Source organism: Candidatus Rhabdochlamydia sp. W815 (genome assembly GCF_018642185.1).
Classification (GTDB): domain Bacteria; phylum Chlamydiota; class Chlamydiia; order Chlamydiales; family Rhabdochlamydiaceae; genus Rhabdochlamydia; species Rhabdochlamydia oedothoracis.
The window spans coordinates 1-13,528 of record NZ_JAAVTY010000028.1; the positions used below are offsets into that span (position 1 = coordinate 1).

A 13,528-nucleotide genomic window follows, 5' to 3' on the forward strand; every position below is an offset into this window, starting at 1 on the left:
GCCTGCGACATTTTTCTATCCACGCAAAAGAACGCTTTACAATCCATCTTCTAGAAATGACTGTAAAAGTATGAAGTGCATTTCTTTTTGCTATTTCTAATATATATTCTAATATTTCCTGTACACTCTTTCCAAATCTTTCTCCAGAATATCCTCACTTTTGAAAAGATTTTAAACAGGCTCTTACAAACTCTTAATTTGAATGCAAACGAGTATAGTAGCTTAGATGGTAATTAAAATTTAGATTTCAGAAGAACTCTAATAAATAACGCTATTTTTCAGTTTGATTAGAATTGTCAGCATCAGATTGAATTTGCTCAATAAAATTTGCTGTTTCCTGTGCTTTCTGCGGTTTGTCTAGCTGTACATATAAATGTTCTATAATGCTTAAAGTTGAGACTACAGATAATTCTTTTATCTTTCTTTGAGCTTCTGTAAGCTTAATAGTTATTTGATTTTTTTTCTTTCGTTCTACCAGGTCAGCATCTAATGTTTTTAGATATTTTTGTAGGTCTTTTACAAGATACATTTTAGTAGCTTTAGGAGAACTCCACGAAAAAAACAAGAATTTTTTAGATTTTTTTACTTCTTCAGGCATTTCTTTTGTTTTTTCTGTTAAACAGGAAAGGCAAGCTGTTAATAAACCGCATTTTTTTTCTTCAGTATAATTATTAATGGCATCCTTAAATCCATTTACTACTTCGTTTTCATTTGATTGCTCTACTTGTCTTTCATCCTTCAATCCATTTACTACTTCGTTTTCATTTAATTGCTCTACTTGTCTGTTTTTTAACATAATAGCAGCTGTAGTGGCTGCTATTACTCCAGTGCATATTGCTGCTGGTATCAATGCTGAAGCAAATACAGAAGCAACTAAGGCAGAAACAGCTAAAAATCTTACAGCACCTGTTTTAGAAGGGAGTCGTGACTCTTCTATGTTTTTCACATCAAAAAAGGAACAGGCAGCATTTAACATTACACTACTCATAAGAATTTCCTCGGATTAATTTAAAATATTAAAAGCGTTATTTTTAAGAATATAAAGTATTTAATGTACAGTATTTTATCTATTTACACTGCGTAACTTATATACGATTCAAAAAGTATCGTAACACTTAGAAATAGATAACATATAATCCTTACTTTATGATGATTTGCAACTTTTTTATTGGAAAATTATTTTATACTTGTTTGCATTCAAATTAAGAGTTTAAACACATAAACATTTTTATACAAAAGATAACATCTTCTTGCAAGATAGAGCAGTTTTTTCAAAAAAACCCAGTTATGCAATTCTTAATCTGAAATTAAACTAGTATATAAATCTGGATTTGCATCTTCTGTAAAATGCAGGGTTTTTTGAGACTCAAAAGTTTTTAATTGATTAATATATTCTCCAGCATGTTTTGCTTTATCAAGATGATACTTTTTTTCTGTTTCGTTTTCATACTTGTTTTGCTCTTGACTTATTTTTTGATGTAGCTTTTGTACAGTTTCCATAATTAAAGAAGGATTAGCTTTTTCTAGGGGCTTTTGTTGATCATTAACCTGTAGTATTTGATACCATTTAGGATCTAACTTTGCCAAGTTCTGGAATTCCTTGCTGTCTTCATCAAAATAATTTTTAAGCTTTTTTTCAAAATATGTTTGTGTGTTAATCGATTTCAGCCCGCTTTTTTTACTTAAAGATTTAGGCATACTTTCTGGACTCTTCCTGCGCAAATATAAGTAACAGATTGTCAATAAGCCATGTAGATCTGTTAGGCTAAGACTATCTATCTTTCCCAAAGAATTTAAGAAAGCTTCTTGTACATCTGTAGGACCTTCTTCTCGAATCTCTTCTGTTATTGGCTGCATGAATGCTGTTGATCTAATCGAACCTTCTCTTGTCATAGTTTTCTCAAGATCATTTTCTTGGCTAGTTCGTGATACTGTTGATGCAGACCTTGTTAAGGTTCCATCAAAAACTTCTCTAGCAGTTACAGCGGAGTCTTTCGAAGTTTTTTCGTCTAATTGAATAACCCTATTTTTCCATACGCAAGCGCCGGCTGCTATAGCTGCAAAACCCAATGCAGGTAACAATACTGAAGCAACAGCAGAGCAGATCAATCCAACAATAGCTAAAAATCTTATTGTCTCTATAACAGCTACATTACGAGTAGTATTACTTAAAACAACAACAGCTCTGGATTGCAACCCTTTTTTATCATCGGACCTTTCAACAAGGGATGAAGTAGAATCTAATGGTATTTCTAACGGAATACTTGGGGTTGTAAATACTACTGAACAAGCCATAAAAGCTCCTAATAAAATGAAATATTGTAAAAAGAACAGAAGTTTATTATTTTAATAAAAAATTTACGTTTTTATTATTTATAAATTAATATTGCTTTGATGTAATTAGTATTTAATATTAATTATACATTTGATCATAATAAAATCAATTTTAATTTCTAATTATTTTTAATTAGAAGTATATCCTTTCTCTTGTCAAGACAGAAAGAATGCTCTATTATTCTCTTTCTATTTCAAGCTAGGTATAAGATGCGAGAACTTTCTTGTGGAATCGTTGGTTTACCAAATGTGGGTAAATCCACTTTATGGAATGCATTGACGAAAAAAGCTGCGGCAGCGGCAAATTTTCCTTTTTGTACGATTGATCCTAATGTAGGGATTGTTGAGGTATATGATCCTCGACTAGAAGAGCTATCCAAGATCTCTAAAAGTGAAAAATTGATCTACTCAGCTGTGACTTATGTAGATATTGCAGGATTGGTAAAAGGTGCTTCTCAAGGAGAGGGCTTAGGTAATCAATTTTTAGCAAATATCCGAGAAAGCGATATCATTATTCATGCGGTTCGCTGTTTTGAGAATGATGATGTGCTCCATGTAGCTGGGAAAATCAATCCTATAGATGATATCGAAGTGATTCATTTAGAGTTGATTTTATCCGATCTACAGATGGTAGAAAATATTCTTGTTAAGGTAGAAAAACAGGCTAAGGGAAAAAAAGAGCTTCAAGATACAGTTGTGTGTCTAAAAAAAGCACGCGACCATTTGAATCAAAATCACCCCTTACGTACTTTAGCTCTTACTCAAGAAGAGAGTGTCTTGTTGAAGAATTATCCTTTTCTTACCAATAAAAAAGTATTGTATGTAACAAATGTTTCCGAACGCGATTTGCCGAATATGAATAACCCCTATGTGGAAAAGGTTCGCACGTATGCAGAAAAAGAGGGAAATATCGTTGTCCCCATTTGTGCAAAAATAGAAGAAGAAATAGCCCAACTAAGCGATAAAGATGCTTTAGATTTCTTGGAAGATTTAGGTATTAAGGAAACAGGTTTGAATCGCTTGATAAAAGCCTCATTTGATAGTCTTGGACTCATCACTTATCTTACTACTGGAAAAATGGAAACTAGAGCATGGCCTATTAAAAAAGGAACTAAAGCTCCAGAGGCTGCAGGAGAAATCCATCATGATCTGCAAAAAGGCTTTATTCGTGCGGAGGTAGTCTCTTTTGAAGATATGGTCAAATACCAAGGAAGAATGGGGGCTAAGGAAGCAGGTCGCGTTCGTTCTGAAGGTAAAGAATACATCGTTCAAGACGGCGATGTGATGATTTTTTTTCATAATTAAAGGATTTCATGTTTGATTTACTATTTATTTCTTCAGCACATTGCACGCAAGAATTGCTAGCAAAAGAGATTGAAGAATTGGGTGTGTCCGATGTTCGTATCGGTCATTATGGGATTTTTCTTCCAAAAACAATGGATAATGTGTATTTGGTAAACTATTTGAGTAGACTAGCTAATCGAGTACTATGGCCTATTGCACAGTTTAGCTGCCGTCATAAAAAGGATTTATATCAAGAATCCCGAACGGTACATTGGGACGCCTTTTTAACTTTGCAAAAAACATTTGCCATTGATGCAAATGTCTCTCATCCTAATTTGCGCAATAGTTTATTTGCAGCACAAGTGCTCAAAGATGCTATTTGCGATCACTTTTGGGAGAAATACGAAAAGAGACCATCTGTTGACATCAAGAAGCCTGATCTACAATTGAATCTATTTATCCATAAAGGGCGTGCTACCATTAGTCTAGACACCTCTGGAGCTCCTCTTTATAAGCGTGGCTGGAAACAAGAAGGCGGCATTGCTACAATCCCTGAAACACTAGCTGCTACACTGCTTAAACTATCGGGCTTTACAGCAAAAGAGGTTATTTGCGATCCTTTTTGTGGAGCAGGAACACTATTAATTGAAGCTGCTTGTATAGCAACAAATACACCAGCTGGCTACTTCCGGAAAGAATGGGGGTTCTTATCCCATCCAGACTTTGATCAAAAGCGATGGTTGGAAATTAAACAAAGCTGGGATGCTAAGCGCATACCCTGTCCCTCTATTTGCGCTATTGGAGCGGATAAAGATCCAAACATGGTAGCTTTAAGCCAAAGGCATCTACAAAAAACAGGTTTTAGTAAACAAGTGATTGTTTGCAGGTCAGAGGTAGCTCATTTTAAACCTTCTTGCCTTCCCACTTTAATTGTAACAGATCCTCCATTTGGTAAAAGAATGATGCAATCTAATGATTTGATTGCCTGTTTTAACCAATTTCTTAAAACTCATTGTCTAGCTACTCCCTTTGCTTTTCTACTTTACCCTTCTGATAAAGGCGCGCAGTTAGAAAGAAATGGGATGCAAATCCTAAAACGTTGGCCACTTGCTCACGGGGGCTTAGGGGTAAGTTTGTTCTGCGTTCAGCATGCTGTTTAGTTTTTTTTCTTGACGCTGAGGGATATTGCCAGTATAGATGCACTTCGATTACAAAACTTTTAAGAAGTTTTACAGGATTTTTTTCTCATGGCCGAAAAAACAGAAAAGGCGACGCAAAAGAAACTGCGAGACGCACGTAAAAAAGGACAGGTTTCCAAGTCTCAAGACTTCCCTGCTGCCTTTACCTTTGTAGTATCGATAGCGACCACCATTATAAGCGCCACGTATCTCTTTAGGCTGCTTGCAGATTACATGATTGCCATGTTCAATCTTTCTAAAACTCAAATCGATTTACCCAATCGGGCTCCAGGAATTATTAAACAAGCCATCTTAGTGATCTTTCAAACAAGCGTTCCCATTATAGTCATAACGGCTTGTACTGGTGTTTTGGTGAACTTTCTGATTATTGGACCCATGTTTGCTTCTCAAGCAATGAAACCAGATATTAAACGATTAAATCCTGTTACCAACCTTAAGAACCTTTTTAAATTAAAAACACTCGTAGAGCTCACTAAGTCTATTTTAAAAATTTTAGGAGCTTTAATTATTATCTACTCGGTAGTTTGGAATATTCTACCCGATATTGTATCTACTGCTGCACTTCCTGTAGAAGCGAGTGCTTTAGTCTTTACGAATTTTCTAAATAAGGTAATTATTCGCATAGGGATCTTTTTTCTAGCAATTGCTATATTTGACCTCGCTTTTCAAAAAAGAACCTTTGCTAAAGAGATGATGATGGAAAAATTTGAGATTCGTCAGGAGTATAAAGACACAGAAGGAGATCCTCATATTAAAAGTAGAAGGAGGCAAACCGCACAGGAAATTGCTTATCAAGAAGGTCCACCTTCTGCTAAAAAAGCAAGAGCGATTATTACTAATCCTATACATATTGCAGTGGCCATTGATTATAAATCAGAAGCAGATCCTTCTCTAGAGCCCGCCCCTCGAATTATCACAATGGGAAAGGGTCTAGTGGCTGATCAGATTATCAAAGTAGCTCAAGCAAATAATATTCCCATTATGCGGAATGTACCTTTAGCACAAACCCTTTTTGCAAAAGGATCAATTGGCGATTATATACCTGAAGAGACCTATCAAGCTGTAGCAGAAATCCTAAGGTGGCTAGAAGGACTGGAATCATTAGAGACATCGGGAATGGAGTTATTTACATGAAAGATTTGCTGAATAGAATCACGCGCGCCTTAAGTAGTCAAAGAGCTCTAAATATCATTAATTCATCCAGTGATATTATTTTAGCTCTTTTCATCATCATGTTAATCATGGTGATTATTATCCCTGTTTCGCCAAACATGCTAGATAACTTAATTGCTATCAATTTAGCTGTTTCTATTTCTGTGTTAATGGTAGCTCTCTACATTCCTAAAGCGGTCAATCTTTCGATCTTCCCTTCTTTGTTGCTGATCACCACCTTATTTCGTTTAGGGATAGAGATCTCTGCCACCAAACAGATTTTGCTCCATGGATATGCAGGACACATTATTTACACTTTTGGAAACTTCGTCGTTGGAGGAAACTTCGTCGTTGGAGGAATTGTTTTCTTAATCATTACCATTGTGCAGTTCATCGTTGTAACCAAAGGGGCCGAAAGAGTCGCTGAAGTTGCTGCTAGATTTACTTTAGATGCAATGCCTGGAAAACAAATGAGTATCGATGCAGATATGCGAAGCGGTGTCATTGACGCCAATCAAGCAAGAGAGCTGCGTTTAGCCATCTCTAAAGAAAGCCAGATGTATGGAGCGATGGACGGAGCGATGAAATTCGTTAAGGGGGATGTCATTGCAGGGATTGTCATCGCATTAATTAACATCATCGGAGGTTTGATTATCGGAGTTGCTATGCGCAATATGACAGCTCTTCAAGCAGCTAAAACCTATACCCTTCTTTCTATAGGTGGTGGTTTAATCGCACAAATTCCCTCGTTGCTTATCTCTTTAACAGCGGGTATTGTGACAACTCGTGTTTCTTCAGAGAAAAAAGACTCTCATTTAGGGAAAGAAATCTCCTCACAGCTCTTAGGTCAACCTAAAGCCATTATGATTGCGGCTATAGTGATCTTTTTAATGGGCTTGATTAAAGGGTTTCCTACCCTTGTTTTTATCGTAATTTCTGTTGCTTTGGGTACAGTTGGCTTTGTGGTATGGTATAATGCTAATAAAGCCCTAGTTAAAGCGCAAGGCGGTATTTCTACGGCAAAAATGGATACCGATGTAGAAGGACATTCCATGATCCGAGGTGGAACGGATGATTATGCATTGACTCTTCCCATTGTTCTAGAAGTGGGTAAATCTCTCTCTACTGTCATTCGCAAAGAAAAACAAGGCTCTACTTTTGTAGAGGATATGATTCCTAAAATGCGTCTTGCCCTTTATCAAGATCTAGGAGTGCGTTTCCCTGGAGTACACGTACGCACTGATTCCCCTACTTTAGAATCTGATGAATACGCTATCTATTTAAATGAGGTGCCAACCGTCAGAGGTAAAATTGTTAAAAATGCCCTTTTAACAACGGAAAACCCAGAAACGCTGCGCCGTTATAATATTGCCTTTAGCACTACGAAAAACTCGATTGGTCAACCGTCTGTTTGGGTCGAAAACCGCTACCAAGAAGTCTTAAAAAAGGCAGGTATTAAATTTTGGAGACCTTTAGATGTGATGATCTTGCATCTTTCTTATTTTTATCGCCAACATGCAGCAGACTTTTTAGGAATTCAAGAGATGCGTGGTATTTTAGAATTTATTGAAAAATCTTATCCAGATCTAGTCAAAGAGGTAACACGCTTGGTTCCTCTGCAAAAGCTGACTGAAATTTTTAAACGCCTGATTCAAGAACAGATTTCCATCCGCGATCTACGCACTATTTTAGAAGCCCTAGCAGAATGGGCCCAATCGGAAAAAGACACCGTCTTGCTAACTGAATACGTTAGATCTTCTTTAAAACGCTATATCAGTTTCAAATACTCTCAGGGACAATCCATCCTATCTGTTTATTCTCTAGATCCAGAGATTGAAGATCTAGTGAGAGGAGCTATCAAACAAACCTCAGCAGGATCTTACTTAGCACTCGATCCTGATTCCGTACAGCTGATTTTACAAGCGATGCGCAATGTAATCACACCGGTTCCTGTAGGAGGACAACCGCCTGTATTACTCACTGCCATTGATGTAAGAAGATTTGTACGCAAATTAATCGAAGGAGAATTTCCCGATATGGCGGTCATTTCCTATCAAGAAATTGTACCTGAAATCCGCGTCCAACCTTTGGGTCGGATTCAACTTTCATAGAAGAGATCATTTATGCCAGATCCAAATCATATTGATGGTGTTTCTCGTAGCGATGCTGCTAAAGCACAAAAAGCAGCGGAAGCTGAAATGGCTAATCAGAAAGCAGCTATTGTACAAGAGGCTAGTGAAGATTTACAAGAATGGACGGAAGAAGGTGCTTTTCTACCAGGTTTTATGAGAAAAGCAGAAAGCTTAGAGACAAGGTTAAGAAAATCTCCTAAAGAAGAGCGCTCGGAAAAAAAAGAACAGGTTAGAGAAATAGAGCAAATCGAAGAGATCAGTAAGGAATTTCAGCAAAGAAATCCAGAACTCCAAGCAAGAGCTCTTAGACTTTTGCGCTCAAGGCTGCAAGAAGAAGATACTGCCGAGGATATACAGAGAAAAGTTGCAGAAATTTACCCCGATCATTTCTTAGCTGATGAAGCTTTGGATTTTGTCCTTCGAACATCTACAGGAGAGTTATCTAAACAAGCAGCACTAGCTAGAGAACAATTAAATCATTTTTATAGTCGAGAAATTAAAGCTGGGAAAAACATAGCAGCACAGGTACAAGAATTCTCTATCCAAGGTCTAGAAACCTCGATTGGGCTGCGTGCTTTATACCGAGAAATCACAGGAAATCCCAGAGACTGTAATACGCTTTTTAATACGCTTTTATCCATGTTTAAATATGATAAAATGAAATTGGTCATTGCCTTTATTCTACATTCGTTAGGCAGTGATTTAAAGGCAAAGGGCTCTTCCATTGATCGTGGAGAGCTGTATAATTTACTCACGGAAGCGCGTAAATTACAAGCCATTTTAGGGATTTTTCATTTTTTTAAATCTCGTATGTCCTTTATTGCTGCTGAATTTAAACGTCAAGGACTTACTTTATCGGATTTACTGAACTTTGAAGAACTAGCCAAACAATTTATGGAGATTTTGCAAGATCGTTATCCTTCAGGAGATAAAATTCTTCAGCAGTATCTCAAAAAATGGATGTTAGCTATTACAGGTGACATTACCCTTCTCTCTTTGTATCACAGAGCTCTAAGAGAAACGAGTGGAAGACTATACAGATCCAATCAACATAGGCAAGAGCTTAGTAACGCTATGGTCGAAGGATTAGAGGATCTGTATGATCAGTTAGAAGATGATGAAGGAGAAAAAGAATCATGATGGACCCGTTTGCTCAATTGTTAAACGATTTAAGCCTATTATTGGATACGCATCTCTCCCCTGATAAACGAGGAGCCTGTAAACTTAACATAGAGGATACCTTGCATGTGCAGCTAGAGCCGGATGCTACCCGAGAAAAACTCCTCTTCTTTTGCTTTATCTCTGAAGTTCCTCCTGGAAAATTTCGCGAAAATGTCTTAAGAGATGCGCTGAAAGCCAATGCAGATCCTAGTACACCGGGAACACTTGGATTTTCTGAACGCAATAATCAATTGGTTTTATTTGCTAACCTTAATTTCCCTTCTTTAACAGCAAAAGAGGTTTTAGATTTTCTTCACCTATTTATGGCAAAAGCTCAAGTCTGGAAACAAGCCATTGCAACAGGCCAAACTAGTAACCTTTGTCCTGAACCCCTACAAAAACCACTAAGCCCCTTTGATATAAAACCTTAAAAACCTATGAATCCCCTCTCTTCTATTACAGGTAAACAGTGGGAAAAAGTTGCTGTTAAACACCACCATGGAATCAATTTACTCCTCTCTGCCCTGCACAGTGCACAAAGCTGTGGGATTGGTGAGTTTTTCGATCTTATTCCTATCATTGATTGGTGTAAACAGATAGGATTTGATGTGATTCAGCTACTTCCTTTAAATACCACGGACAATGATCCTAGCCCCTATAACCCCAACTCCTCCTGTGCTTTGAGCTTTATCTATCTCTCCTTATACGCCCTTCCGTTTATGGAAAAGATCCCAGATCTCAAAGAAAAACTCATAGATTTTCATAAGTTTAACTTAAGTCCTAAGGTATCTCATGCGGATGTATTAGCTCATAAACTACTTTGGTTACGCGCTTATTTTGATGGGGTAGGAACTGAAATTACAAACAGTCCTGCGTTCTTGCAATTTTGCGAGGAAAATCATTGGGTACAATCTTATGCTCTATTTAAGATCTTAAAAGATCAATTAGGCAACACTCCCTGTACTACGTGGCCACAAGAATTGCAACTTCTATCTAAAGAAAAACGGGAAGAATTACTTGCTAAGCATCGCTTGGAAATACTTTTTTACACTCTTTTACAGTTTCTCTGTTATGAGCAACTAAAAAAAGTAAAAACCCATGCAGATGAATGTCATGTTTTATTGATGGGGGATATTCCTATTTTAATTAGCAAAGAAAGCGTTGATGTATGGCAATATCCAGAATATTTTGATCTTAACTTTGCAGCAGGAGCTCCTCCTGATCTATTTAACCTAGATGGGCAATATTGGGGCTTCCCTCTTTTTCGCTGGGATGCAATGCGCAAAAACCAGTTTGATTGGTGGATCAAACGTTTGAAATTTGCGGAGAATTTTTTTGACATTTTCCGTATTGACCATGTTTTAGGATTTTTTCGCATTTGGGCTATTCCTTTAAATCACCCAGCTCAAGAGGGTTATTTTATTCCTGCAAATGAAGCACAAGCTTCTATACAAGGGCAAGAAATGCTCAAAACCCTTATTTCAAATACGACAATGCTCCCCATTGCAGAGGATTTAGGAGTTGTAGCTAGTTTTATACGTCCTTGCCTAGAAGAATTAGGCATTTGTGGCACTAAAGTGATGCGTTGGGAGAGAAAATGGGAAGAAGATGGCAGCTTTATTCCCTTTAAAGACTATACTCCGATCAGTTTAACCACGGTCTCTACTCATGATTCAGAAACACTCATATTATGGTGGCAAGAATCCCCTGAAGAAGCAAAACTCTTTGCAGCTACAAAAAACTGGGTGTACTCTCCTTTATTATCACAAAAGCAACGCTTAGAGATCTTATGGGATAGTCATCACACTCCTAGTCTATTTCACATCAATTTACTACAAGAGTATTTAAGCCTATTTCCTGCTCTAAGCTGGGATAATCCTCTAGAGGACCGCATCAATATCCCTGGCAAGGTGTTATCTACAAACTGGACTTTTCGCTTTCGCCCTTCTGTAGAAACTCTGATCTCTCATCAAGGGCTTAGTTCTATCTTGCAAAATTTAGCATTCTCTACAGCTCCTCCTACAGAGGTCCTATGAAAATTCTTGTATTTTTTTTTCTTATCAGCGGTTTCTATGGACATACTAATCAACTTAAAGCGTTGTATAATAGCCTAGATCCTAAATCTGTCATGCAGCATGTGGCTTTTTATGAGCTCTACCCAGATTCCAAAGAAGGACAAGCAGCGCTTAAGCGCGCTTGGCAGCTCTTAAGTCAAGGAACACTTCATCAACAAAATACACCATTAACTAACCTTGATCTCAAAGAAATTATCTCTCTGATTACCAGACAATCCTTTGAACCAAACGTAATGCTCAACCAAGAACAACTCCAGCTAATTCAAGCCATTGCTCATAATTTAGCCAACCGCAAGAAAAAAGGTGTATCTCTTACCTGTAAAGAAGATGTCCTTAAAACCCCTTCAGAAGAAATCGATCTTGCGCGAGCATTGTTGCTTTTTCAATCAGACAGGGAAAATCTGGAGTATATTAAACAATATGAAACCATGTTAGATCTCATGGCTCTTCAGGTTTTAACACGCCTCTCTCCCGATTCTTCCGACTTAGAAAAGATCCGTGCATTAAATGACTTTATCTTCCAACAAATGCAATTTCGGTTCCCTCCCCATTCTTTACATGCACAAGATATCGATCTATATACTTTTCTACCTTCTGTGCTAGATAATCGCCAAGGAGTATGCTTAGGGGTTTCCATTCTCTACTTATGTTTAGCCCAAAGATTAGATCTTTATTTAGACATTATTACTCCCCCTGGTCACATCTACCTGAGCTATCCCGATAAAGAACGTGTGATTAATATTGAAACAACTTCTAGAGGTATTGATCTACCTTCCGAGGATTATCTAGGAATTAATAACCGTATTTTACAAAAACGCACGATTAAAGAAGTTATCGGTTTAGCTTTTATCAACCAAGCGTCTGTATTCTGGCAAAAAGATGATTATCAACAAGCCATAAACCTATATAAAAAAGCCCAATTATTTTTACCTCAAGACCCCCTACTTAAAATGTTTCTAGGAATCAACTATCTATTGATAGGAGAAAAAGCACAGGGAAAGAAAATATTACAAGAAATTCGAAATCTGACTTTTGAAGAATCTGTATCCGCTGAAACAATTCCAGAAGATTACTTAAAAAAAAGAATAGATGAGGAAGGTATTCGCGCTGTGTTCTTAAACGTTGATGAAACCAGAGATTCCATCATACGTAAACAAAAAACGTTAAAAGAAGTGCTAAAGCGGTTCCCTAAATACCGCGCTGGAATTTTTCAATTAGCCACCACCTGGCTACAACTCAATCGCTCGATGGAAGCTATGCAAACACTAGAGACCTACTATGCATTAGATCCGACCAATGCTACCGTTGCTTATTATTTAACCATCCTATCTCTACAGCGCCTTGATTTTAATCAAGCTTGGAAATATTGGCATCAAGCCAATAGACTGACTCTAGAAAGAAATCATCGCCCTAAAGTGCTTAAAGAACTACACGTTCATTTAAAGAGGCTCTGTCCGGATCCTCTATAGAAATTTACAGATCAATCGAATTCTTCTAGGTCGTTTTGGATTTTTGTAGTATTTGTAACACTTACGTCCTTATCCAAGTTCATTTCCTTAGCCTAGTTATACATGCCATAATTGCACACAAAGAAGGGGTTGCTCCTTAAAACCTCAGTGTTGAGTTTAATTAACTAAGAATAGAAAAGATAAGACAAAAAAGCAGTGCAAAAAGACCTCTTAATGAGGTACAAGTTCATTTGCGAAAAAACAACAACAAAAAGAGGCCAAAAATGGAAAAGCTTGTCGAATTATACTGCTCTAATAGAGGATTTTTGGAAGGATTTTAACAAGCAACGGGAGCAACATTTAATTACCAAAGGAAAATTCTCAAGAGGCCCTAAGGGGAAAATGTCTATTCCTGAAATGATGACAATATCTATTTTGTTTCACCAATCAAACTACAGGAATTTCAAACACTTCTATTGCATTTATGTAATGGTTCATCTCCGTAAAGAGTTTCCTACTCTTATTAGCTACAGCAGATTTGTTTAACTTGTAAAAAATCTTTTTATCCCCCTATTCGCTTATCTTTTACATAACAAAGGTAAAATTACTGAAATTAGCTTTATTGACTCAACAAAGCTACAAGCTTGCCATAACAAAAGAATTAGGAGAAATAAAGTTTTTGCAAGATTTGCAAAAATGGGAAAAACAGGAGCAGGATGGTTCTTGGGAATTAAACTTCATTT

10 protein-coding genes and 2 pseudogenes are annotated in these 13,528 nt (G+C 37.0%); 9 read left to right on the forward strand and 3 right to left on the reverse strand.

The window, feature by feature from the left end; translation table 11 throughout:
- The 3 genes and pseudogenes from RHOW815_RS08500 to RHOW815_RS03280 all read right to left on the reverse strand — a co-directional run.
- Positions 1-154, reverse strand: a pseudogene (locus tag RHOW815_RS08500) (IS5/IS1182 family transposase); the annotation flags it as partial.
- Positions 155-271: 117 nt separating this feature from the next.
- Positions 272-988, reverse strand: a complete 717-nt coding sequence (locus tag RHOW815_RS03275) for a hypothetical protein (protein WP_215216924.1) — start codon at positions 986-988, stop codon at positions 272-274.
- 308 nt (positions 989-1,296) lie between these two features.
- Positions 1,297-2,295: a hypothetical protein gene (locus tag RHOW815_RS03280; protein ID WP_215216925.1), complete on the reverse strand. Its 999-nt coding sequence runs from the start codon at positions 2,293-2,295 to the stop codon at positions 1,297-1,299.
- Between the two features lie 249 nt (positions 2,296-2,544).
- On the opposite strand from RHOW815_RS03280, the gene ychF reads away from it, so the two are divergent.
- The 9 genes and pseudogenes from ychF to RHOW815_RS08505 form a co-directional block, all read left to right on the forward strand.
- Positions 2,545-3,639, forward strand: coding sequence for a redox-regulated ATPase YchF (ychF, locus tag RHOW815_RS03285; RefSeq protein ID WP_215216926.1), 1,095 nt, complete (start codon positions 2,545-2,547; stop codon positions 3,637-3,639).
- 8 nt (positions 3,640-3,647) lie between these two features.
- Complete coding sequence (locus RHOW815_RS03290; RefSeq protein WP_215216927.1) at positions 3,648-4,778, forward strand: THUMP domain-containing class I SAM-dependent RNA methyltransferase; 1,131 nt, start codon at positions 3,648-3,650, stop codon at positions 4,776-4,778.
- A gap of 87 nt (positions 4,779-4,865) precedes the next feature.
- Positions 4,866-5,951 (forward strand): type III secretion system export apparatus subunit SctU, encoded by a 1,086-nt coding sequence (gene sctU / locus RHOW815_RS03295; protein WP_215216928.1) that lies wholly within the window; start codon positions 4,866-4,868, stop codon positions 5,949-5,951.
- A complete protein-coding gene (gene sctV, locus RHOW815_RS03300; RefSeq protein WP_215216929.1) occupies positions 5,948-8,080 on the forward strand; it encodes a type III secretion system export apparatus subunit SctV in 2,133 nt (710 codons plus the stop codon). Before sctU ends, sctV begins: the two co-directional genes overlap by 4 nt.
- A 12-nt stretch (positions 8,081-8,092) precedes the next feature.
- Positions 8,093-9,241 (forward strand): HrpJ domain-containing protein, encoded by a 1,149-nt coding sequence (locus RHOW815_RS03305; protein ID WP_215216930.1) that lies wholly within the window; start codon positions 8,093-8,095, stop codon positions 9,239-9,241.
- Positions 9,238-9,693: a CesT family type III secretion system chaperone gene (locus RHOW815_RS03310; RefSeq protein WP_215216931.1), complete on the forward strand. Its 456-nt coding sequence runs from the start codon at positions 9,238-9,240 to the stop codon at positions 9,691-9,693. The genes RHOW815_RS03305 and RHOW815_RS03310 overlap by 4 nt, the downstream gene beginning before the upstream one ends.
- Positions 9,694-9,699: 6 nt before the next feature.
- Positions 9,700-11,298 (forward strand): 4-alpha-glucanotransferase, encoded by a 1,599-nt coding sequence (locus RHOW815_RS03315; protein WP_215216932.1) that lies wholly within the window; start codon positions 9,700-9,702, stop codon positions 11,296-11,298.
- On the forward strand, positions 11,295-12,806 hold the full coding sequence (locus tag RHOW815_RS03320) for a transglutaminase family protein (RefSeq protein ID WP_215216933.1): 1,512 nt from the start codon (positions 11,295-11,297) through the stop codon (positions 12,804-12,806). The genes RHOW815_RS03315 and RHOW815_RS03320 overlap by 4 nt, the downstream gene beginning before the upstream one ends.
- Positions 12,807-13,069: 263 nt before the next feature.
- Positions 13,070-13,528, forward strand: a pseudogene (locus RHOW815_RS08505) (transposase); the annotation flags it as partial.